Source organism: Cupriavidus sp. PB-02, assembly GCF_058252315.1.
Map to the genome: position 1 here is coordinate 1550962 of NZ_CM177695.1, position 23217 is coordinate 1574178.

The window sequence follows — 23217 nt, forward strand, 5'->3', positions numbered from 1 at the left end:
TCTCCGGCCAGCCCAAATATGCCTGGGCACAAATCTGGCCGGCGTGTTGCTGGCGTTTTGCCCGACGGTGTGGATCGCGTTGGGTCCTTTGTGGAAAGTGGCACCGGCGTTGGCGATCATCTGGACCGCCTTGCCTGCAAATTCCATCAGGCACGACAACAGCATGGTTGCCGTGACGCAAAGGCCCCCCTTTTATCGCATCACTCCAGATTGGCCTTGTCGAGCCCGAACGCCTTGTCTGACGAACCGGGCACCATGCGGAACGCCACGTTCAGGCGGTTCCAGGTATTGATCGCCCCCACGAGAAACGTGAGATCCGACAGCTCCTTCTCGCTGTACTGGGTGCGCACGCGGTCATAAATTTCGTCGGGCACGCCATGGGCGGGAATGTTGGTCAGCACCTCGGTCCAGGCCAGCGCGGCGCGTTCGCGCGGCGAGAACAGCGTCGACTCGCGCCAGATCGCCACGTGGTGCAGGCGCAATTCGCGCTCGCCGTGGATCTTTGCCATCTTGATATGCATGTCGACGCAGAATGCGCAGCCATTGAGCTGCGATGCGCGAATCTCGACGAGCTCGCGAACGGGCTCCTCGATCGTGGTTTTCTGGAACAGCGCGCCGAACTCCATGAGCTTCTTGGACAGTTCCGGGGATTGCTGAAAGTAGTTAATGCGTTGCGTCATGATCTTTCCTGGTGACCTCGGGAATTTCGCTCATCGAACCTGCGTTGAATCTTTTGCCGCAGGGACGGCTTGGAGTGAATCCTAGGCTTCGGCTCAGGATGCCGGTAGCGCCGTCACGGCGCGCACAATGTTGTCGCTTTGGCACCAATCGCACGGTCAGTCTGAAGCGGTAATCAGCCAGCATGCGCAATCAGATGTTCCGCGTGCGCGGGATGACGACCGCCTGGCCGTGCTGCTTGCCGTCCGCATCGAGAAGTTGCCACAGCGTCGCCTCCTCGATCATGAAGCGCTGGCCTGACTTGGTGATACGCACGCCCTTGTAGCCAGCTTCGTAGCCGAGCCGTTGTACTCGCGCGAGGAATTGCTGCCGCTCCTCGCGAGTCGATCTCGGCCAAGCGGTCATAGGTGGTGTAGGGCAGGGAAGTGCCATCGGCCCACAGCTCGATCCGGCCGTCCGGATACTCGGCCACCTCGAGGTAGCGGTGAATCAGAGCGCGATGCGCGGGCTGGTCTGCCAGCAGGTACAGCGTCTTGTCGTACTGCAGCGTGAGGCTGGCCGACACCTTGCGCCATTCGCGCCAGGTGAAGATCCGCGCCAGATCCTCATCGGCGCGCACTGGGCGATGTGCATTAAAGTCGCTCCTGGGCGGTTTGGCAAAGCGGGCGTTGAAGTCAGCCACAAAGACCGCCACGAAGGCGTTGGCGTCGGCCTGGGACGAGATCCGGCGCAGCCGCAGCTCCTTGACCAGGCGGTCCTGCAGCGTGCCGTTCATCCGTTCGACCCGGCCCTTGGCCTGGCTGCTGTTGGCGCACAGACTATCGATATTGAGCTCGAACAGCGCGCGCCCGAACTGCGTGTAACCGTCGCCGCCAGTGGCATTGGGCCGGTTGACCCGGAACACGCTGGCCTTGTCGCTGTAGAACGCGACCGGCTTGCCGTGGCACGCCAGGTAAGCCCGGGTCGCCTCGAAATACGCAAAAGCGGATTCCGTCGGCACGAAGCGCAACGCCATCAGCCGCCCGGTGGCATCGTCGACAAAGACCAGCAGCGTGCAGGCCGGCGCCCGGTCCTCGAACCAGGCGTGGTCGCTGCCGTCGATCTGGACCAGCTCGCCGAGGCAGGCACGGCGATTGCGCGGCTGGTGCACCCTGGGCGGACGCAGCTTCCGCGGCACCCAGAAGCCGGCGTCGATCATGAGCCGGCGCACCGTCTCCTTGGCCAGGCTGAGGCCATGGCGCTCGCGCAGCTTCTCGGCGGCCAGGGTCGGGCCGAAGTCGGCATAGCCGTCGCGGATCAGCCCGAGCGCTCGCGCCGCAAGGCCCGGTGGGGTCCGGTTGTTGGCCGGCTGACCTTGGTGGCGATTCAGCAAGCCGGCAGCGCCGTGCTGTTGGTAGCGCCGCAGCAGGCGCAGCGTCTGGCGGGCGCTCAGTCCCAGCCTGGAGGCGGCAATCCCGGTCTTGAGATAGCCGTCGGCCAGCGCTTGAACGACCTTGAGCCGGTCGATCTGCCGTATCGTCATGGTAATGGCTCCTGCTGGCATGACGGGCTCCCGGGCGCTGGAAGCCGTCAAGCTTACGCCTGCCAAACTCGGACATTTGAACTTAGCCAGAACCGGACATTACCGCTTAGCCGCTACATGTCATGTCTAGGCTAAGTTCAAATGTCCGGCGCTCAGCTAAGCTGAAATGTCCGATTTGGACGGGCTGGTGTTGAGGTTCGGTGGCTTGTCTTTCAAGGGTTTCCCGTAAGGCAGTGGTGCCTTGACGGTCTTTTCGATGGCGGCCTGCAGGTCTGCAGGGCTGAGCTGCCGCTGCGGTTTCTTGCCCGGGGCCGCCTGGCGAGGCCGCGGGGGCGTGCCGGTGGCGGTCCGCGCGGGTGCGCTGGCGCTGCGCCGGCTATCGCGCTTGGCCTGCATCTCCTGCGCCACGCGCAGGACGTGAGCGAGCCGCTTGTGCTCGACGATCGCGCCCTGGTCGATCTCGGCCAAGCGGTCATAGGTGGTGTAGGGCAGGGTAGCGCCATCGGCCCACAGCTCGATCCGGCCGTCCGGATACTCGGCCACCTCGAGGTAGCGGTGAATCAGAGCGCGATGCGCGGGCTGGTCTGCCAGCAGGTACAGCGTCTTGTCGTACTGCAGCGTGAGGCTGGCCGACACCTTGCGCCATTCGCGCCAGGTGAAGATCCGCGCCAGATCCTCATCGGCGCGCACTGGGCGATGTGCATTAAAGTCGCTCCTGGGCGGTTTGGCAAAGCGGGCGTTGAAGTCAGCCACAAAGACCGCCACGAAGGCGTTGGCGTCGGCCTGGGACGAGATCCGGCGCAGCCGCAACTCCTTGACCAGGCGGTCCTGCAGCGTGCCGTTCATCCGTTCGACCCGGCCCTTCTCAAAAGCAGTCAACTACACGTGATCTGACCGGTGGGATGCAATCCTTCCGGGTTACCCATCCCTTCCATCCGCTTTACGGGCGAGAATTCGCGCTGCTGGAATGGCGCAATGCGTGGGGAGAGGACCGCGTCTATTTCTACGACGAAATGGGCAACCTCAGGCGCATGCCGGCGACCTGGACGAGCGCAGCGGCGCCAAACGCATTCGAGGTAACGTCGGCCGGACGATCGCATTTCCGGGTCGAGGACCTGTTGCAACTTGTTGCGCTGATTGCCCGACAGCGGGAGGCTAAGAGATCTGGAGGGCCGCGAGCGCGCAAGCGCAAGATGTCAAGGGAATGATGCCGTTGATGTAAAGATATTTATGCCGTTTTAGTATCCGTGCCTATACCTCTCCATGGGCGCATGATTCAAGGGCGGGCATAGAGCAGGGAGGTTACGGGGGCACTGCTATTCTTTGTCCGTATAAAATCCTTGACATCGGCAATACGTGGGCATAATTTAGATTACATATGACCCGCATCCGAAAATCCGACCCCAAGCTTGCAGCGCTCGAAGAGAGCGGCACGGTGAATCCTCACTCGCAGGGCATCGATGATCCCGCTTTTATCGCCGGCGATTTCTTCGACCCGCGCGATCTGGTACAGGCCCGCTACGAAATGCTGCGTCGCGTACGTGTCGATGGTCAGGCCATCGCCGATGCCGCCGCGCACTTTGGGGTCAGCCGACCGACGTTCTACAAGGCGCAGGCCGACTTCGATCGAGAGGGCCTGGTCGGGCTGCTGCCAGACAAGCGAGGTCCTCACGGACCACACAAGATCACCGACGACGTGATGCGCTTCATCGAAGAAGCACGTGCCGCGGAGGACGGTCTCGATGCTCAAGTTCTTGTCGAGCGGATTGCAGAACGCTTCGGTTTGACAGTGCATCGACGCACCGTAGAACGCGCCCTGGCGCGATCGAAAAAAAAACGGCCATAAAAGTCCCCACTGCAGCGCTCGATGTTCATGCGCTGACCAGATACTACGAGGCGTTGCGAAAAGACGTCGTCGAGTTGGGCGGACGCGGCCACACGATGATGCGCGGTCGCGCACTCGTCATGTTCAAGGGGATGGCCGCCTGGATGAAGTGTGCGGCCGAAGACTGCTCGCCTCGTCCGGTGCCTGTAGTCGCGACGAGCGGGCTGAGTCTGCCTGTAGGTATCGAACAGAATCTGGTTGACATCGTGGCAACCATGGCGATCGCGACAGCGCTAGAGGGGATGAGATGACTGCAGAGACCCACTCGAAAGTACAGGCAAGACACCTCAAGAGGAACGCCTATCTGTACGTGAGGCAGTCCTCGTTGCGGCAGATGTTCGAGAATACTGAGAGTACCAAGCGCCAGTATGATCTGCGACAGCGCGCCATCGCGCTCGGATGGCGCAACGATCAAGTTGTGGTCATCGACTCGGACCTCGGCTTATCCGGTGCATCGGCGGTCGAGCGCGAGGGCTTCCAGCGCCTCGTCACCGAGGTGAGCCTGGGACGGGCCGGGATCGTGATGGGTCTGGAGGTGTCGCGGCTGGCGCGCAACTCAACCGACTGGCATCGGCTATTGGAGATCTGTGCACTCGCCGACTCCCTAATTCTTGACGAAGATGGAATTTACGACCCTGCGCATTTCAATGATCGGTTGCTGCTCGGCCTGAAAGGCACGATGAGCGAGGCAGAGTTGCACGTCATGCGGGCACGGCTACGCGGTGGCATCCTCAACAAGGCGCGCCGCGGAGAACTCGAGATGCGGCTGCCGATCGGCTTTGTCTACGACACCGAGGGGCGTGTGCGCCTGGACCCGGATGCACGTATCCAGGAGAGTGTTCGTCAGCTCTTCCGCACGTTTCGTCGCACGGGCTCAGCCACTGCGACCGTCAAGGCCTTTCGTGACCAGGGTCTTCAGTTCCCGCGCCGGATTCACCGCGGAGAGCGCAAAGGCGATGTGCTGTGGACCGAGCTCGAACACTCACGCGTGCTGTGGGCCCTCCATCATCCGCGCTATGCTGGTGCATTCTGCTTTGGGCGCACGCGGCAACGCAAGCATCCCGATGGTCAGAACGTCTGCCTGCGACTGCCGCCCGAGGAGTGGACGGCGCTGATTCGCGATGCGCACGAGGCTTACGTGAGCTGGGAGGAGTTCGAACAGAACGTTCAAATCCTACGCGACAATGCCCACGCACTTGGCCTCGACCGTGAGAGAGGGGCACCTCGCGAGGGGCCGGCGCTGCTGCAAGGCTTGGCGATCTGTGCCAAATGCGGCGAGCGAATGACCGTGCGCTATCACATCCAAGGCACGCGCAGGGTGCCGGATTACATGTGCCAGCGCCGGGGCATTCAGCACGCGCACCCTGTGTGCCAGAGTGTCCATGGTGGTGAGCTTGACGATGCAATTGGCCGGTTGCTCGTGGAGTTGGTCACGCCGGTAACGCTTGAGGTCGCTCTGGCCGTGCAGAACGAGCTTGAGAGCCGTACCGAGGAGAGCGACAGACTACGCCGTCAAGAGGTCGAGCGAGCGCGCTACGAGACCGATCTGGCGCGCCGTCGTTACATGCAAGTCGATCCGGAACATCGATTGGTTGCGGACTCGCTGGAAGCGGAATGGAACCATGCGCTCCGCGCTCTCAGTGAGGCCCAGGAACGCTACGAGAAGCAGCGCGAAGCTGATCGCGCCGGAGTTGACGACGCACAGCGCACAAGCATCATGGCACTTGCGAAGGACTTTCCTCGCCTGTGGAACGATCCCCACACGCCAGATCGTGAGCGCAAGCGCATGGCACGCCTACTCATCACCGACGTGACCCTGCTAAAAGGCACGGACGTCAGCGCTCAGATACGCTTTAACGGCGGTGCAACGCACACCTTGCACGTGCCACTATCCAAGCCCGCGTGGATGTTGCGGCAGACCCCGCCAGCCGTCGTCGCTGAGATCGACCGGCTTCTGGAAGACCACACCGACGGTGAAGCGGCAGAGCTGCTCAATCGCCAGGGACTCACGTCAGGTCAGGGCAAACCGTTTCACCACGCAATGGTCACCCGGATTCGGCTCTCCTACGATCTGCGAAGTCGCTACGACAGGCTGCGCGCGCGTGGTTTGCTCACGCTGGACGAGATTGCAAAGTGCCTCGATGTCACACCGACTACCGTCAAGATATGGCGCCGTGCCGGCCTGCTCGTGGCGCACCGCTACGATGACAAGGGGCAGTGTCTCTTCGAACAACCTGGCGCGGATGCGCCAGTGAAGTATCGCCATCAATGCAAAACCCGCGGTAAACACGCAGTCGCCGCGTAAACATCATCCCACTCGACCCATGAGGTGCATTGTGAAGCATAGCCCTTGGCCTGGCTGCTGTTGGCGCACAGACTATCGATATTGAGCTCGAACAGCGCGCGCCCGAACTGCGTGTAACCGTCGCCGCCAGTGGCATTGGGCCGGTTGACCCGGAACACGCTGGCCTTGTCGCTGTAGAACGCGACCGGCTTGCCGTGGCACGCCAGGTAAGCCCGGGTCGCCTCGAAATACGCAAAAGCGGATTCCGTCGGCACGAAGCGCAACGCCATCAGCCGGCTGGTGGCGTCGTCGACAAAGACCAGCAGCGTGCAGGCCGGCGCCCGGTCCTCGAACCAGGCGTGGTCGCTGCCGTCGATCTGGACCAGCTCGCCGAGGCAGGCACGGCGATTGCGCGGCTGGTGCACCCTGGGCGGACGCAGCTTCCGCGGCACCCAGAAGCCGGCGTCGATCATGAGCCGGCGCACCGTCTCCTTGGCCAGGCTGAGGCCATGGCGCTCGCGCAGCTTCTCGGCGGCCAGGGTCGGGCCGAAGTCGGCATAGCTGTCGCGGATCAGCCCGAGCGCTCGCGCCGCAAGGCCCGGTGGGGTCCGGTTGTTGGCCGGCTGACCCTGGTGGCGATTCAGCAAGCCGGCAGCGCCGTGCTGTTGGTAGCGCCGCAGCAGGCGCAGGGTCTGGCGGGCGCTCAGTCCAAGCCTGGAGGCGGCAATCCCGGTCTTGAGATAGCCGTCGGCCAGCGCTTGAACGACCTTGAGCCGGTCGATCTGCCGTATCGTCATGGTAATGGCTCCTGCTGGCATGACGGGCTCCCGGGCGCTGGAAGCCGTCAAGCTTACGCCTGCCAAACTCGGACATTTGAACTTAGCCAGAACCGGACATTACCGCTTAGCCGCTACATGTCACTTTCGCATAATCTATCTTATGTAAAATGATGTGCCGCCCTCGGTATGGAGTTGCGGGCGCGATACTGCTGGCAAAAGCCACTACTTGCCTGCTCCAGCCTCTGCATCGCGCGTTCGTACTACCACTTCCGAGTGAAGCGTTCTATGTACCGGGCACTTCTCAGCAATCGCAAGCAATGCGGCGCGTTGTTCCTGGTCGAGCGGGCCTTTCATGTGAATTTCCCGCTCGATCCAATCGATTTTCCCTTCCTTCGTTGCGCAATCCCCGCAATCCGCCGCATGAATCTTTTCGTGCCGGAGGGACACGGCCACGTGCTCCAGTGGCAGTCCTTTGTGCTCCGCGTACATGCGCATCGTCATCGCCGTGCATGCGCCTAGCGCGCCAAGCAGGAGGTCGTAAGGTCCAGGGCCGCCGTTCAGACCGCCGAAGGAAACCGGTTCGTCAGCCACCAGGCGATGCGGGCCGACAATTACGCGCTGCTGATATCGTCCAACGTGGTTCTCCTCTACGCGTACCAGCCCCTCCTCGGCCACGGCGGCGGGAAGACTGGAGGTATCGATACCGAGATACCGCTGACTCCACGCGGCGATCGTGTCGGCTACATAGTCTGCATCTTCCTTTCGCGTCAGCAAGTGGTCTGCCGTATCAAGGGAAATGAAGCTTTTAGGATGTTTGGCAGCACTGAAGATATGCGTAGCGTTCTCGACGGCGACGGTGTCATCGTGTGGTGCGTGCATGACCAGCAGGGCTCTGTGCAGCCTGGAGACACTAGCCAGCAGGCTTTGTTCTTTCACATCATCAATGAATTGACGCCTGATTCGGAATGGGCGTCCGGCAAGCATCACCTCCGCCTCGCCCTCGCTTTCAATTCGCGCGGTATGGTCTTGAAACAGGCCGACCACATGGCTTGGGTCGCTCGGTGCGGCGATGGTCACGACCGCCTTGACCTCAGGTATTCCCCCGGCTGCGCTCAGCACTGCCGCGCCGCCAAGGCTATGGCCTATTAACAAGGCAGGACCCTGAAAGTTCTCTCTCAGATAGCCTGATGCCGCGTGCAGGTCGGCGACGTTTGAAGAGAAATTCGTGTTGGCAAAATCCCCTCCACTGCCGCCAAGACCTGTGAAATCAAAGCGCAGGACGGCAATGCCGTGCGCCGTGAGCGCTTGCGCAACCCGGCTTGCGGCCAGAGTGTCCTTGCTGCAGGTGAAGCAATGCGCGAACAGCGCGAAGGTCCGAACCGGCCCCTCCGGCGTGTCCAACCGAGCGGCCAGTTGCTGGCCGTTGCTTCCGGGAAAGGTCAAACGCTGGGAATTCATGATTTCCTCCCGCCCCCGTCCGATCGACGGCCGGCTTCGCTTGCAGATCACGCTTACACGCGCAGCACTACGCTGTGGAAATTTCCATTCTTTGTATTGGAGACTTTCACTAAATCTGCCGCCAGTCGCAGCAATTGTGCCGCTCAACAGCAAGCAGCACTCAGGATGACGACGACGCAAGCGCGAAGGCGATGCCAGCCAATGCTGCTATTTCGCATGCAGGATGACGGTCCCCTCGGAAATCGTCGGCGCGCTCGCGCCGGTGCCGGCAGCGTTCGCGGCGATCCAGTCCTTCGCCATCTTGACGCTCTCATCCACGCCCGCCTTGTCATTGCAGGTCGTGACAGAAAAGCCGCCATCGGCGGTCCGCGCAAGCGTGTAGCTGACAAAACCCTGGACCGAACGCATCAGGGATTCAATTTCCGATGTCCGCTTTTCGAGCAGATCGAACAGCTCCCTGGCGCCGCTTCCAGAATAGGCTCTGATAACAGAGTGCATGATCCGTCCCTCCAATGAATGGCCCCGGATTTCGCGCAGTCGCGCAGAGAAGGTGTGATGGCACCAGTCTAGTTACGATGCGGGAGAAGTGCACGATGACGATGGCTGGGCCGCCGAACGCCACTGGCGCTGGAATTCGCGCGGCGTCATGCCGAAGCGCGTGCGGAAATCGCGCGAGAAATGCGCGCCGTCGGAAAATCCGCAATCCAGCGCGATCTGGGTGATATTGCTGTGCCCATTTTGTAGAAGCCAGCTGCCGTATTCGAGTCGCAGCGAGCGCTGGAAGCTCATCGGCGACATGCTCAGGGCTTCATGGAAGGCGCGCTCGAGCTGACGGCGTCCCAGGCCGACATAGCGCGCAATGGCATCGAGCGAGGGCGGATTGTCGATGCGCTGCTCGATGAAATGGGCGGCCTGGCGCACGCGCGCATCCTGGATGTGGGCGTAGGGTGTCCGGCACACCGACGCCGGAACCACTGTAGGGCTGCATCATCTGTCTCCTTGCGACTGGGTCAGTTGATGCCAGCGTGGTCCCCGCACCGCCTGCCCTCTCCCCCGGCAGTTACTTCGGCAATCAACCCTTTGACAGCGCGCCTTCCTTCTCGCCAAAGCCCCGTTTTCGCAATCGCCAAAGTCGACCATTGGCATTGTCAAATAGCGCAAAACCCGCTTTGGCGACATGCTTTGCACAATTTCCTGATGAGGACATAGGAACAACGACATGGCAGTCAGCTACCACCATCTGAAGCAACGTCCGTTCGCCCCCGTTCGCCAGTGCTACACCGAGCGCGACACCATGCTGTACGCGCTCAGCCTGGGGCTGGGCGCCGATCCGCTGGACGCGGCTGCCCTGCCCTTTGTCTTCGAAGGCGCTGCCGGGGGGCTGCGCACCCTGCCTTCGCAAGCGGTAGTGCTGGGTTACCCGGGCTTCTGGGCACGCGAGGCAGACACCGGCATCGACTGGGTCAAGCTGCTGCATGGCGAACAGCGCATGCGCCTGCACCGTCCACTGCCGGCCAGTGCGGAGATCGTCGGCCACAATCGCATCACCCACCTGACCGACAAGGGCGAAGGCAAAGGCGCCATCATGGTCACCGAGCGACGCCTGGAAACCGTGCAGGGCGAACTGCTGGCGACGGTGCAGCAGGTGTCGTTCCTGCGCGGCGACGGCGGCTACAGCCAGCTGGATGGCGGCCAGCCCAGCGATGCGCCGCTGCCGGCGTTGCGCCCGACGCCGGAGGACCGTGCGCCCGACTTCACCGACACCCAGGCGATCCGCCCCGAGGCCGCGTTGCTGTATCGCCTGATGGGCGACTTCAACCCGCTCCACGCTGACCCGGCGGTGGCGAAGGCGGCGGGGTTCGAGCGCCCCATCCTGCACGGGCTGGCGAGCTACGGCCTGGTGGCGCACGCACTGGTGCGCCAATGCGCGGGTTACGACCCGGCCAGGCTGCGCGCGCTGGACATCCGCTTTGCCGCCCCCGTGTTTCCCGGCGAAACCCTGGTCACGGAAATCTGGCGCATGCCGGAGAACCCGTCCCACTACCAGTTGCGCGCCAGGGTGCTGGAGCGCGACAAGGTCGTGCTTAGCCACGGTTGGGCCGAGATTGCCTGAAACGCGCCCGATTGCCGACTGACTCCTGCCTGATGATCTCCTGTAACGTGGACACGCACACCCTGGCCTCACAGCTGCAAGCCCTGATCCGCCCCGGGGACCACGTCTGGTGGGGACAGGCGACCGCGGAGCCGCTGACGCTGACGCGCGCGCTGGTCGAACACCGGCATGCGATCGCGCAAGGCGGGCGCCTCAGTGTCTTTGTCGGCATCGGCCAGTCGGAGACATTGCAGCCGGACCAGGCCGACGTGCTCGACTTCTTCGGCTACGCCGCCAGCGGCCCGCACCGGCTGCTGGCCAAGGCCGGCGTGCTGGACATCGTGCCCAGCCACTATTCGCACCTGCCCGGGCTGATTCGGCAGGGCACGCTGCGCGCGGACGTGGTGCTGGTGCAGGTGTCGCCCCCCGACGAACAGGGGCGCCACAGCCTGGGCCTGGTGCATGAATACATCCCCGCTGCACTCGACCGGGCCCGCGTCGTCATCGCCGAAGTGAACCCGGAGGTGCCATGGACCCACGGCAGCCGCTACCTCACCGCGGACGATATCGACCTGCAGGTCGAAGCGCTGCACGCCCCGATCAGCCTTGACCGTAGCGCTCCCGGCCCGGCCGAACAGGCCATCGCTAGCCACATTGCCGGCTGGGTGGAGGACGGCGCCACCTTGCAGATGGGCATCGGCAACCTCCCGGAGGCCGTGGTGGCGGCGCTGCATGACCGCCGCGACCTGGGGCTGCACAGTGGCGCGGTCGGCGACGGCATTGCGGCATTGGCTGAAGCGGGCGTGCTGACCAACGCGCGCAAGAGCATCGATGCCGGCGTCGGCATCGCCGGCATCCTGATGGGCAGCGAACGGCTGCGGCGCTGGGCGCACCGCAATCCGCGGCTGCAGTTGCGCGAGACAAGCTATACCCATCACCCCGAGGTGCTCGCCAGCATCGACAAGCTGACCGCCATCAACTCCGCCATCGAGGTCGACCTCACCGGCCAGGTAAACGCCGAAGTCGCCGCTGGGGTCTATGTCGGCGCCGTGGGCGGTGCAGTGGACTTCCTGCGCGGCGCGGCGCGCAGCCGCGGGGGCTTGCCCATCGTCGCCCTGCCGGCGACCGCCAAGGGTGCGAGCCGCATCGTCGCGCAGTTGTCCGGGCCGGTGAGCACGCCCCGTAGCGACGCGGGCCTGATCGTCACCGAGCACGGCGTGGCCGATCTGCGCGGCCAGACGCTGTCGCAGCGCGTGCGCCGCATGCTGGACATCGCCGCCCCCGGACACCGCGAGGACCTGGAGCGCCAGGCCCACGCCTTGCTGCGCCAGTGCGGCGCCGCTTTTGTTGCCCTTCCGGGCACGCATTGACCAATTGCCCTTCGTCGCCTACCCAAGACAGATTTCCAAGGAGACTTCCATGCGCCGAGCCGCCATCGTCACCCCCCTTCGCACCCCCGTCGGCACCTTCGGCGGCAGCCTGCGCCCCGTGCCTGTCGAGGAACTGGCCGCCACCGCAGTACGCGCCGTCGTGCAGCGCAGCGGCATCGACCCCGCGCGCATCGATGACGTGGTCTTTGCCCAGTCCTACGCCAACAGCGAAACACCCTGCGTGGGCCGCTGGGCCGCGCTGCAGGCCGGCCTGCCTGTGGAAGTGCCGGGCATGCAGCTGGACCGCCGCTGCGGCGGCGGCCTGCAGGCCATCGTCACGGCCTCGATGATGGTGCAAAGCGGCGCTGCCGATGTGGTCATCGCAGGCGGCGTCGAGAGCATGAGCAACATCGAGTACTACACCACCGACATGCGTTGGGGCGCGCGCTCGGGCAATGTGCGTTTCTACGACCGCCTTGACCGCGGCCGCGAACGTTCCCAGCCGGTCGAGCGCTTTGGCAAGATCTCCGGGATGATCGAAACGGCCGAGAACCTGGCGCGCGACTACGGCATTACCCGCGAGCAGGCCGACGCCTTCGCCGTGCGCAGCCACGCGCGCGCCGCGGCCGCCTGGGAGGCCGGCCGCTTCGATGCCGAGGTGGTGCCCGTGCAGGTGCCCCAGCGCAAGGGCGATCCGCTGCAGTTCGCGCGCGACGAAGGTTTCCGCGCCGATACTTCGCGCGAAAGCCTTGGCAAGCTGCGCGCGCTGATGCCCAACGGCACCGTCACCGCCGGCAACGCCAGCCAGCAGAACGACGCCTCGGCCGCCTGCCTGATCGTGGCCGAGGACAAGCTGGCCGAACTGGGCCTCACCCCTATGGCCACGCTGGTGGGCTGGGCCGCCGCCGGCTGCGAGCCATCGCACATGGGCATCGGCCCGGTGCCCGCGGTGAAGAAGCTGCTGGCGCGCCTGAACCTGACGCTCGACCAGATGGACCTGGTGGAACTGAACGAAGCCTTTGCCTGCCAGGTGCTGGCCGTGCTCAAGGGCTGGGATTGGAATGACCAGGATGCAATCGAGCACAAGCTCAACGTGAACGGCTCGGGCATCTCGCTGGGCCACCCGATCGGCGCCACGGGCGTGCGCATCCTGGCCACGCTGCTGCACGAACTGCAGCGCCGTGGCGGCCGCTATGGCCTGGAAACCATGTGCATCGGCGGCGGCCAGGGCATCGCCGCTGTCTTTGAGCGCTGCTGAGCGAGCCAGCACACCGGCCCGTCATTTGGGAAGACTGAGATGATCCGCGATAACGAAACCCTGGAAGCCTTGCTCGACAGCGTGCGCCGCTTTGTGCGCGAGCGCCTGGTGCCCGCCGAGGCGCTCGTCGCCGAGACCGACGAAATCCCGCAGGACATCGTGCAGGACATGCGCGAGATGGGCCTGTTCGGCATGACCATTCCCGAGCGCTTTGGCGGCCTGGAACTGACCATGGAAGAGGAAGTGCGCGTGGTCATGGAGCTGTGCCAGACCTCGCCGGCCTTCCGCTCGCTGCTGGGCACGACCGTGGGCATCGGCTCGCAAGGCATCCTGATGGATGGGACACCGGAACAGCAGGCCGCCTGGCTGCCGCGCCTGGCCACCGGCGAGATCCTGGCATCGTTTGCGCTGACCGAACCGGACGCCGGCTCGGACGCCGGCTCGCTGCGCACCACGGCGATCAGGGATGGCGACCACTACGTGGTCAACGGCACCAAGCGCTTTATCACCAACGCGCCGCAGGCCGGCATGTTCACGCTGATGGCGCGGACGAATCCTGACATCAAGGGTTCGGCCGGGGTGTCGGCGTTTATCGTCGACGCGAAGACGCTGGGCATCAGCTTCGGCAAACGCGACGTCAAGATGGGACAGAAAGGCGCCCACACCTGCGACGTGATCTTCGAGAACGTGCGCGTGCCGGCCGCCAACCTGATCGGCCTGAAGGAAGGCCAGGGCTTCAAGACCGCGATGAAAGTGCTCGACAAGGGCCGGTTGCATATCGCGGCCGTCAGCGTCGGCGTGGCGAAGCGCGTCCTGCGCGACGCGCTGAACTATGCGATGGAGCGGCAGCAGTTCGGCCAGCCGATCTGCGAATTCCAGCTCATCCAGGCCATGCTGGCCGACAGCCAGGCCGAGCTCTATGCGGCCGAATGCATGGTGATCGACGCCGCGCGCCGTCGCGACGAGGGCAAGAACGTCTCCACCGAGGCCTCGTGCTGCAAGATGTTCGCCACGGAGATGGTGGGCCGCGTGGCGGATCGCGCGGTGCAGATCCTCGGCGGTTCCGGCTACATCTCCGAATTCGGCATCGAGCGCTTCTACCGCGACGTGCGCCTGTTCCGCCTTTACGAGGGCACCACGCAGATCCAGCAGGTCATCATTGCCCGCAACATGATCCGCGAGGCGCGCGGCGCCTGATGGTCGCCGTGGTCAGCCCGCAGCAACCGGAAGCCTTGCGCGTCAGGCGCGTGGTGTAGCGCCGGGATTGCACCTCACTTCCGGCGCACATACACTGGCGTCGTTCGGCTTGCGTCCGCCTTGCCGAACGGCTTTTTACCCCGCACAAGGATTTCCGCGAGATGCCCCCGGACCGAGACACCACCCAACGGATCAGCGACATCCCACGCCACTGGGCCACGGAGACGCCCGACCATGTGGCCGTCTTCGAGGATGGCCGCACCGTCACCTTTTCGCAGCTTTGGGCACGCATCGAGGATGCGCAGGATTACCTGCAAGCGCAGGGCGTCGGCACCGGCGACCGGGTGCTGATCGTGTCCGAGAACTGCCTGGCGGTGATCACGCTGGTGTTCGCGCTGTCGGAACTGGAGGCGTGGCCGGTCGTCGTCAACGCCCGCCTTTCGGAACGGGAAATCGAGGTGATCCGGGCGCACTGCCTGCCGCGCCTGATGCTGTTCACCCACGCTGCGTCGCCGGATGCACTGCGGCACGGCGTGCGTTATCGGGCACGGGAGATTGCGCCCGCCGGGCTCGGCCCGCTGATGGCCGGCGCCGTCGACGAGACCAGCGAGCGCGAACCTGAAGCGCTCGCGCGCGAGGTCGCCGCGCTGATCTACACGTCCGGCACGACGGCACAGCCCAAGGGCGTGATGGTCACGCATCGGGGTTTGCTGCACTTTGCGCGCGTCACGGTGGACTCCCGCCGCATGCAGGCCGACGATTGCGCCTATGCGGTCATGCCCATGTCGCACGTCTTCGGGCTGGGGACGCTGCTGGTTTCGACGTTCCAGGCCGGTGCGAGCCTGTACCTGAGCGCGCGTTTCAATGCGGCGGATGTTAGCGCAGCGATCCGGCAGGGCGCGATTACGCTGCTGCAGGGCGTGCCGACGATGTTCAACCGCATCGTCGCGTACGTGCGGGCGAGCGGCATGCCACTGGAGCCGTCGCCCAGGCTGCGCTATCTCTACACAGGTGGCGGCCCGCTCGATCCGACGCTCAAGCGCGAGGTCGAGGCGCTGTTCGGCCAGCCGCTGCACCATGGCTACGGCATGACCGAGTACGCGGGCTCACTGTTCGTGACGCGTATGGACCGGCCGCGCACCGATTGCGCGGCGGGCGAGATCGTCGAGGGCGCCGAACTGCAGGTGGTCGGGCCGGCCGGCAAGCCGGTGCCGGAGGGCGAGCCGGGCGAGCTATGGGTAAGAGGGCCAGGTGTCATGCGCGGCTACTACCGCGCGCCGGCACTGAGCGCCGAAGCCTTGCGCCCCGGAGGCTGGCTCAACACCGGCGACATTGGCCGGCTCGGCCAGGACGGCGCCTTGTTCATCGTCGGCCGCACCAAGGACCTGATCATCCGCTCCGGCTTCAACGTCTATCCGATCGAGGTCGAATCGGTCATCAACACGCATCCGTCCGTGCGCCTGTCGGCCGTGGTCGGACAGCCCACCGCGGACGGCAACGAGGAAGTGATCGCCTTCGTCGAGATCAGGGACGGAGAGAAGTTCGATGCCTCGGCGCTGCACGCCTACCTGGTCGAGCGCCTGTCGCCATACAAGCGCCCGGAGAAAATCCTGCGCGTGGCCACGATCCCGACGACGGCCAGCGGCAAGCTGCTCAAGCACCAGCTCAGGCAGATGGTCGCCGAGCAGAAATAGCAGGATAGGTATCTGGGGCGCCTTCAGTCCTGGCGCCCGAGGCCATCCTCCACCAGCAGGTCCACCAGCTTGCGCGCAAACAGCGGCAATGCGCCGAGGTCCGCGACGCATATTTGCAGCTTGCGCTCGGCCCACTCGTCGTTGAGCTGGATGATCCGCAGCGCCATAGTAACCGCGTGCCGGGCGGCGGTGCTCTCCGGCAGCACGCCGATGCCGACATTCGCCTCGATCATCCGGCAGGCGGTCTCGAAGTTGCTGACCTGGACGCGCCAGCGCAGCTCACGCTGCAAGTCCGCGGCGGCCCGCTTGAGGAAATTGTGGATCGCGCTCGCCTCTGGCAGGCCGATGAAGTCGTAGTCCAGCGTATCAATGAAATCCACGCTGCTGTGCTCGGCCAGCGGGTGGCTCAGCGCGACGGCAAGCACCAAGCGGTCGCGCCGGTATGGCATGACCTCCAGCCCTTCGGTACGCACGTTGCCGGCAATGATGCCGATGTCCACCATCCCCTCCTGGACCGCGCGCACGATGTCCGGGCTCAGCCGTTCGTGCATGTCGATGGTCACGTCCGGATGGTTGACGAGGTAGGTGCGCAGCACGGCAGGCAGGAACTCGCTCATCGCCGTCGTGTTGGCGAAGACGCGCACATGGCCCTTCACGCCCGACACGTATTCCTGCAGATCGCCGCTCAACTGCTCCAGCTGGCGGAGTACGCGGCGCGCGTGGGCCAGCAGTGTCTCCCCCGCTCCGGTCACTTTCACGCCCTGGCTGCTGCGGCTCAGCAGCTTGACGCCAACGTGTTCCTCCAGGTTCTTGATGCGGGTACTGGCCGCGGCCAGGGACAGGTGAGAGCGTTGTGCACCGCCGGTCAGGCTCTGGGCCTCCGCGATATGGGTGAACAGTTTCAGATCGACCAGATCAAAGCGCATCACATCCTTCCCAAGCGTCGTACCGGATTATCTCCCAAAGCAGCGATTTCCGGACCCGCCCGGCGTGAATTTCCGCCCTCCTTCGAGGCGGACCGGGGCCCGGCCAGCCATTGCGGGCGTCCTCTCACAAACGTTAGGTAGATTTTGGACGCCCGATGGAGTAACTTCCATGGGGAATAACCCCACGGCGCATACGCCGCTTCCAGGCCCTCACCTACCATGACAAAACGCCAGGTCAATGCCACCCCTGTGGACACCCGCGAGAAGCTGCTGCGCCTCGCGGCACGCGCCTTTGGCACGCAAGGCTATGCCGCCACGACCATGCGCGGGATTGCCGACCAGGCCGGCATCGAAGCGGCCAGCATCTATTACCACTTCTCCTCGAAGGAAGAGTTGCTGGAAGCGGTGATGGAGCACGGGGCCCAAAGCATCTTTGCGCACACGCGGGCGCGCATCGCGGCGCTCACGCCAGGCGCCGACGCCGAACAGCGCTTCCGCGCCGGCCTGCTCGGCCTCATCGGCGCGATGATCAAGTATGGCGACTACACCCTGGCGCACGGGCGCCAGCTCGCCGAGTTGCCGGACAAGGTGCGCGAGCGGCAGATCAAGCGGCGGGCCCAGCATCAGGATTTCTGGAACGGCATGCTGGAAGACCTGCGCGCCGAAGGCCGCCTGCGCGAGGACATCGACATCGCCCTGTGCCGGGTCTTCATCCTGAGCACGATTACCTCGGTGCAAACCTGGTTCAACCCGAAGAAGGGTTCGCCCGAGAAGGTGATCGACGAACTGTGCACGATCCTGTTTGAAGGCGTCCGGCCCAGGGAAGTGCGCAAGCCAGCGCGGCGGGCGCAGGCCGTGGCTTCGTAAGCCGGCCGCTACAGTGGCGCGTCATCCCGCCTTCACCTGGGACAACGCCACGAGCTTCTTCCAGCGCTCGAGTTCGGCCGGCGCATTGGCGCGGGCTTTCGCGGCGGGCTGGATGTCAACCTCAAGTCCCTGGCTGGTACAGAACGCCTTGAAGGCGGGCGTGGCGGCAGCCCTGGTCATGGCGCCGGACAAAGCCGTGACGATGGACTGCGGCGTACCGTGCCGGGCAAACGCCCAGATCGGCGTTTCCAGCTCATAGCCTTTCAGGCCAGCCTCATCCAGTGAGGGCGCGTCCGGAAAATAGCTCGACCGGCGCAGGCTGGTGACCGCGAGCACCCGCAGGCGCCCTGCCTTGACCAGCGGCAGCGATGTCGCCACGCCGCCGAAGCCGGCATCCAGCTGCCCTCCCGCCACATCGACCACGACCTGCGCCGGCGCCTTGTAGGGAACGTGCGTCATCTGGATGCCGGCCATGTTGCTCATCAGGGCCGCCGCCATGTGCGGCGTGGTGCCGTTGCCTGGCGAACCATAGGTCAGCCCGCCCGGCTTGCGCCTGGCGGCGGCGATCAGGTCCTGCACCGTGCGTAGCGGCGAATTGGCGGCCGTGACCAGCACCATCGCCGAGGTCGCCAGGCGCGCGATCGGCTCGAAGTCACTGACGGCGTCGTACGGCGTCTTGTCGACGAACTGGTTCGAGTAGTGGGCGGCGTAATTGAACAGGATGGTGTAGCCGTCGGCGGGCGCCTTGGCGACAAAGTCCGTGCCGATGATCCCGCTTGCGCCGGCACGGTTCTCGACGACGAACGAGCCGCCCATCGCCTTGGACAGCTCGCTGCTCATGTAGCGCGCAACAACGTCCGTACCCGAACCGGGACTGAGCGGCACGATGATGCGGACCGGGCGCGCTGGGTAAGACTGCGCAAGCGCCGTAAGCGGTAGCGTGGCCAGCGCCGGGAAGAGCTGCAGGCAGGTACGGCGTGACATCATGGTTCTTGTCTCCTTATGTTCCGGGATCGGCCGGCGGTTTTCTCCCCTCTCCCGCTTGCGCTTGCCTTTACCCACAACTTCCGGCGGCTTACTCGTTTTTCTGGAAGATCCGATACATTTCGGTGATTTCGTGCAAAACGAGGAAGCCGCGCCAGAGGACAGTAGCACCGGGGGGATCGTCGTTTTTGCGACCCAGGTAGCCGCCGAGCTTGGCGATCCAAAGGACCGCTTCGCTGAGTTTGGGTGCCTGCTCCGGTGGCTTGGTTGTGCCGTGCGTGCGGCAGTACAAGGCCTGCCATTCGAGCGATTGCAGTAGCACCGAGCAAGGGATATCGGCTTCGAGTCGGCCCAGCATAGTCGCGTACAAAATGCGCCAGCCGATTACGGCGAACAGCGCCGTGGCCCGCAGGAACCGCTCCAGCGTCCCGAACTGCCGGGCTTCGATCTGGCAGCCACTTTTCAGGACACGATGCCAGGATTCAATGGTCCAGCGACGGGCGTACCAGCTCAGCCGTTCGAGCACATCTTCCAGCGTTTGGGTGGGCATCGAACTGAGCAACATCCATTCGAGCGGCTCAACGCCTTCGGGCGGCTCGATTTCCAGCGCGTGAATGGCAAACACTTCGAGACTCGGTAGCCCCTCTGCACCGCGGCTGCGCGGCGCTCGCAGTTGGATCGGCACACAGCGCAAAGCCAGTCGGGCACTACGTGCCTGCCTGGCGCCGGACCTGGGCACGTGCAGTACGGTCTCCCCAAGTACAGGAGCCGCGGCAACCGTCTCCCACAGATACTTCTCTGGGTGGTCCACGCCCCGATTCCAGGCGGCCCGCACCAACCAGTCCACCCCCGCTGGGCGCGGCGCCAGGAACACGTCATACACATCGCCCTCGCGATCGCTGACGGCAACAAGGTGCGTGTCCGGACACTGCATCTTGAGCGGCTCAAGGCATTCCAGCCCCTCCAGCCACTTCACGCTTTCCTTCTCGCGAATGGACAGCGCCCGGCGCTGCCTGGCCTTGCCCGATGCTTGCGGCGCACGCACCCACGTCTTCATGCTCAACACGCCCAGTGGCAGGCCCTCAGGCGTCACCGCCAGCACGCTGTGCAACATGAATCCGTGCAAATTGCCGCCCGTGCCGTGACCAAGTCCCTCAGTCGCGGGCAAATTTGCCAGATTGAATTCCGTGGTGTCCTGCACCGCCAATACGACAGGCACCTGCTGCATGCGACCCACGGTTTGAGTGACGTGGCTCGCCAGTATTCCGTCCGGGTCAACCGCCTCATTATCAAAGAAGCGATATGCTGCCTTGAGTTGGGCACCACTCAAGGCCTGCGGGAACGAAACATGGGCTTTTTGCGCCAGTCCGCGCGCCAATGCCACAAGGCGCTGCGTGCGACGTGCATCGCCCAATTGAGCGCCACCGAATTCGTCGCTGGCCCAGTCTTCCAGATCTTCCGTATCAGGCAAAATTGCCACCACTGATTGTCAACTTCACCCGAAGTTAACACCGTCCAATCCGGTTTACAACCTTTCCTATCGAGATGTGGGTAAAGGCAAGCGCTTGCGGGAGAGGGGTTGGGGGAGATGGCAGGAGCTTCCACGAAGCGCGGCGCGTCGCGTCCAGACACGCCTGCCCTCTCCCCCGGCCCCTCTCCCATAAATGGGAGCAAACAAGCTGCCGTTGGGCGGCCGCTAGACTACCCCCTCTTCTCGCAACACGGCAATCTCTTCCCGGCTGAGCTTGAGCAAGCCCCCATAGATCTCTTCATTCGCACCGCCCAGCGCCATCGCAGGCTTGTCAAACTGCGAGGGCGTGGCCGAGAACCGGATCGGCAGGCCCATGCCCACGGCATCCACCGGGCCGAACTGGGGGTGGGCCAGGTTCATCAACGCGCCGCTGTCATGCAGGCGGCGGTCGTGCAGCACCTCGTTGGGCTTGCGCACCGGCGCGCAGGGTACGCCGCGCTTGTCGAGCAGCTCGGCCACCACATCGGCAGTGCTGCGTTGGCTGGTCCAGCCTGCGATCGCCTCGTTCAGCACCGAGGCATTGCGCATGCGCGGCCCGCGGCTGCTGAAGCGCGGGTCGTCGAGCAACTCGGGCTGGCCGATCGACTCCAGCAGCCCGCGCATCCGGTCCGGCTGGAACGCAACGATCGCCACATGCCCGTCCTGCGTCGGGTACACCCCGAACGGGGCCAGCCGGTCGTGGTAGTTGCCGGTGCGCGACGGATAGCCTTCCCGCCCCATGACGTCAAAGTGCTCTTCTGCCACCCACGACGCCAGGCAATCCAGCATCGACACCTGCACGCGCTGCCCCTCGCCGGTGCGGCCGCGGTGGATCAGTGCGGCCAGGATGCCATTGACGGTGTACATCGGTGCCACCAGGTCCGCGATCGGCAGGCCGCAGCGCGTCGGCGGGCCGTCGGCGTAGCCGGTCACTTCCATCAGGCCGCTGAGCGCCTGGACGATGATGTCCATGCCCTTGAGGCCGGGGAAAGCACTGGGTTCGCCCATTGCCTTGATCGACGCATAGACGATGCGCGGGTTCCGCCGCCTGACCTGCTCGTAGTCGATACCAAGCTTGGCGGTGGTGCCCTCGCTGAAGTTCTCCAGCACCACGTCGCATTCCTCCGCCAGCCGCATGAACAGCTCGCGGCCCTGTTCGGACTTCAGGTCCAGCGTGATGCTCTTCTTGTTGCGGGCCCGGTTCAGCACCGTCAGCGATACCTCGTCGTCTTCACGCTGGCCAAAGTGGATGCCATGGCTGCCCACGAACGGCGGGTTGGTCCGTGCGATGTCCCCGCCGCCGGGCGCTTCCACGCGGATCACCTCCGCGCCCATTCCGCCAAGCATCAGCGAGCCATAGGGCCCGGCAAGCGCCACTGTCAGGTCCAGTACCCGGATGCCCTCGAGCGGCCGCGATTGATGTGCTGCCACTGCAGTCTCCTTTCTTGTCGGCCCGGCCGTCCTGCGGCCGGGCCGTTGTTCCAAACCGCCTGCCAGGGGCTTCAGTACGACTTCGGCAGACCGAGCACCTTGTTGGAAATATGGTTGCAGACCATCTCCTGCGAAATCGGCGCCAGGCGCAGCAGCCGCACTTCGCGCCACAGGCGCTCGATGTGGTACTCCTTGGCATAGGCGTAGCCGCCGTGGGTCTGCATCGCCTGGTCGCAGGCCAGGAAGCCGGCTTCGGCACCCAGGAACTTGGCGGTGTTGGCCTCGGCGCCGCAGGACTGGTGGTTGTCGTACAGCGTGGCGGCGCGCAGGGCCACCGCTTCGGCGGCGGCCAGCCGCATCCAGCACTCGGCCAGCGGGTGGGCCACGGCCTGGTTCTTGCCGATCGGGCGGTCGAAAATGACGCGGGAGTTGGCGTAGTCGACCGCCAGGTCCAGCGCCGCACGCCCGATGCCGATGCCCTCCATCGCCACCACCACACGCTCCGGGTTCAGGCCGTCGAGCAGATAGTGGAAGCCGCGTCCCACTTCGCCGACGACGTTTTCCTCGGGCACTTCCAGGCCGTCGATAAACACCTCGTTGGAGTCCACCGCGGCACGGCCCAGCTTGTCGATCACGCGCACGTCGCAGTGCTTGCGGTCCATGTCGGCAAAGAACAGCGTCATGCCGTCCAGCGGACGCGCCTCGTCGCGCGGCGAGGTGCGCGCCAGGATCAGGTACTTGTTGGCGTTCTGCGCGTTGGTGCTCCAGACCTTCTGGCCGTTGATGACCCAGCGATCGCCCTTCTTCTCGGCACGGGTGCGGATGCGCGAGGTGTCGACGCCCGAGGTGGGTTCGGTCACGCCGAAGGCCATCAGGATCTCGCCGCGCGCCAGCGCGGGCAGATAGCGCTTCTTCATCTCCTCCGAGCCGTGGCGCAGGATCGGCGCCGGCGGGAAGACGTAGAAGTGGATCGCGGAGGCGCCGCTCATGCCGGCGCCCGAGGCGCCGATCTCCTGCAGCATCACCGCGGCCTCGGTCACGCCCAGGCCCATGCCGCCATACTCCTCCGGCATCATGATGCCCATCCAGCCGGCGGCGGCGAAGGCCTTGACGAACTCCCACGGGTACTTCTCTTCCTTGTCGCACTCACGCCAGTAGGACAGCGGGAACTTGTTCGCCAGCGTGCGGGCCGCTTCGCGGACCTCGCCCAGTTCCTGTTCGCGCTGGCGCTGCGCGGCGTAGGATGCGGAAAGAATCTCTGCCATCTTCGTTCTCCGGATTC

The 23217-nt window shown here is 64.6% G+C and carries 20 protein-coding genes and 1 pseudogene; 9 read left to right on the plus strand and 12 right to left on the minus strand.

The features are described from left to right. Window positions 1–200: 200 nt before the first annotated feature. From AC10V3_RS27900 to AC10V3_RS27910, 3 genes are all read right to left on the minus strand, one after another. Complete coding sequence (locus AC10V3_RS27900) at window positions 201–680, minus strand: carboxymuconolactone decarboxylase family protein (RefSeq protein WP_022538595.1); 480 nt, start codon at window positions 678–680, stop codon at window positions 201–203. A gap of 173 nt (window positions 681–853) precedes the next feature. After that, the gene (locus AC10V3_RS27905; RefSeq protein ID WP_490923760.1) at window positions 854–2200 is read right to left on the minus strand and encodes an ISNCY family transposase; all 1347 of its coding nucleotides are present in this window, start codon (window positions 2198–2200) and stop codon (window positions 854–856) included. 156 nt (window positions 2201–2356) lie between these two features. After that, entirely contained in the window at window positions 2357–3079 is a 723-nt protein-coding gene (locus tag AC10V3_RS27910) for a transposase family protein (protein WP_490923761.1), read from the minus strand. 23 nt (window positions 3080–3102) lie between these two features. Between AC10V3_RS27910 and AC10V3_RS27915 the strand changes: the two genes are divergently transcribed. The 3 genes from AC10V3_RS27915 (at window position 3103) to AC10V3_RS27925 (ending at window position 6390) form a co-directional block, all read left to right on the plus strand. Beyond that, the gene (locus tag AC10V3_RS27915; RefSeq protein ID WP_490923638.1) at window positions 3103–3408 is read left to right on the plus strand and encodes a DUF5372 family protein; all 306 of its coding nucleotides are present in this window, start codon (window positions 3103–3105) and stop codon (window positions 3406–3408) included. Between the two features lie 170 nt (window positions 3409–3578). After that, entirely contained in the window at window positions 3579–4046 is a 468-nt protein-coding gene (locus AC10V3_RS27920; protein ID WP_022538598.1) for a helix-turn-helix domain-containing protein, read from the plus strand. 286 nt (window positions 4047–4332) lie between these two features. Then, entirely contained in the window at window positions 4333–6390 is a 2058-nt protein-coding gene (locus tag AC10V3_RS27925; protein ID WP_022538600.1) for a recombinase family protein, read from the plus strand. Window positions 6391–6431: 41 nt separating this feature from the next. Here AC10V3_RS27925 and AC10V3_RS27930 read toward each other — a convergent pair. From AC10V3_RS27930 to AC10V3_RS27945, 4 genes and pseudogenes are all read right to left on the minus strand, one after another. Then, window positions 6432–7187, minus strand: a pseudogene (locus AC10V3_RS27930) (ISNCY family transposase); the annotation flags it as partial. A 183-nt stretch (window positions 7188–7370) separates the two neighbouring features. Beyond that, window positions 7371–8606, minus strand: coding sequence for a bifunctional alpha/beta hydrolase/OsmC family protein (locus tag AC10V3_RS27935; protein WP_022538602.1), 1236 nt, complete (start codon window positions 8604–8606; stop codon window positions 7371–7373). A 207-nt stretch (window positions 8607–8813) separates the two neighbouring features. Further along, window positions 8814–9104: a hypothetical protein gene (locus tag AC10V3_RS27940; protein WP_022538603.1), complete on the minus strand. Its 291-nt coding sequence runs from the start codon at window positions 9102–9104 to the stop codon at window positions 8814–8816. Window positions 9105–9176: 72 nt separating this feature from the next. Then, window positions 9177–9527, minus strand: coding sequence for a helix-turn-helix domain-containing protein (locus tag AC10V3_RS27945; protein ID WP_349605934.1), 351 nt, complete (start codon window positions 9525–9527; stop codon window positions 9177–9179). A 298-nt stretch (window positions 9528–9825) separates the two neighbouring features. Between AC10V3_RS27945 and AC10V3_RS27950 the strand changes: the two genes are divergently transcribed. The 5 genes from AC10V3_RS27950 (at window position 9826) to AC10V3_RS27970 (ending at window position 16217) form a co-directional block, all read left to right on the plus strand. Continuing rightward, window positions 9826–10719 carry a MaoC/PaaZ C-terminal domain-containing protein gene (locus AC10V3_RS27950; protein WP_490923762.1) on the plus strand — a complete coding sequence of 298 codons (894 nt, stop codon included), beginning with the start codon at window positions 9826–9828 and terminating at the stop codon, window positions 10717–10719. A 47-nt stretch (window positions 10720–10766) separates the two neighbouring features. Next, window positions 10767–12068 (plus strand): acetyl-CoA hydrolase/transferase family protein, encoded by a 1302-nt coding sequence (locus AC10V3_RS27955; protein WP_490923764.1) that lies wholly within the window; start codon window positions 10767–10769, stop codon window positions 12066–12068. Between the two features lie 49 nt (window positions 12069–12117). Continuing rightward, complete coding sequence (locus tag AC10V3_RS27960; protein WP_022538607.1) at window positions 12118–13326, plus strand: acetyl-CoA C-acetyltransferase; 1209 nt, start codon at window positions 12118–12120, stop codon at window positions 13324–13326. Window positions 13327–13365: 39 nt separating this feature from the next. Then, window positions 13366–14523 carry an acyl-CoA dehydrogenase family protein gene (locus tag AC10V3_RS27965; protein WP_022538608.1) on the plus strand — a complete coding sequence of 386 codons (1158 nt, stop codon included), beginning with the start codon at window positions 13366–13368 and terminating at the stop codon, window positions 14521–14523. A 161-nt stretch (window positions 14524–14684) separates the two neighbouring features. Next, complete coding sequence (locus AC10V3_RS27970; RefSeq protein WP_022538609.1) at window positions 14685–16217, plus strand: class I adenylate-forming enzyme family protein; 1533 nt, start codon at window positions 14685–14687, stop codon at window positions 16215–16217. Between the two features lie 23 nt (window positions 16218–16240). Here AC10V3_RS27970 and AC10V3_RS27975 read toward each other — a convergent pair whose 3' ends face one another. After that, window positions 16241–17143: a LysR family transcriptional regulator gene (locus AC10V3_RS27975; RefSeq protein ID WP_022538610.1), complete on the minus strand. Its 903-nt coding sequence runs from the start codon at window positions 17141–17143 to the stop codon at window positions 16241–16243. Window positions 17144–17362: 219 nt separating this feature from the next. Here AC10V3_RS27975 and AC10V3_RS27980 point away from each other — a divergent pair, with 219 nt between their 5' ends. Beyond that, a complete protein-coding gene (locus AC10V3_RS27980) occupies window positions 17363–18010 on the plus strand; it encodes a TetR/AcrR family transcriptional regulator (protein WP_022538611.1) in 648 nt (215 codons plus the stop codon). A 21-nt stretch (window positions 18011–18031) separates the two neighbouring features. Here the strand turns inward: AC10V3_RS27980 and AC10V3_RS27985 are convergent, their stop codons facing one another. From AC10V3_RS27985 to AC10V3_RS28000, 4 genes are all read right to left on the minus strand, one after another. Continuing rightward, window positions 18032–18997, minus strand: coding sequence for a Bug family tripartite tricarboxylate transporter substrate binding protein (locus AC10V3_RS27985; protein ID WP_454753109.1), 966 nt, complete (start codon window positions 18995–18997; stop codon window positions 18032–18034). 88 nt (window positions 18998–19085) lie between these two features. Then, window positions 19086–20477, minus strand: coding sequence for an IS4 family transposase (locus tag AC10V3_RS27990; RefSeq protein WP_490923767.1), 1392 nt, complete (start codon window positions 20475–20477; stop codon window positions 19086–19088). A 213-nt stretch (window positions 20478–20690) separates the two neighbouring features. Continuing rightward, on the minus strand, window positions 20691–21935 hold the full coding sequence (locus tag AC10V3_RS27995) for a CaiB/BaiF CoA transferase family protein (protein WP_490923769.1): 1245 nt from the start codon (window positions 21933–21935) through the stop codon (window positions 20691–20693). A gap of 71 nt (window positions 21936–22006) precedes the next feature. Further along, window positions 22007–23200 carry an acyl-CoA dehydrogenase family protein gene (locus AC10V3_RS28000; protein WP_490923771.1) on the minus strand — a complete coding sequence of 398 codons (1194 nt, stop codon included), beginning with the start codon at window positions 23198–23200 and terminating at the stop codon, window positions 22007–22009. Window positions 23201–23217: the final 17 nt, after the last annotated feature.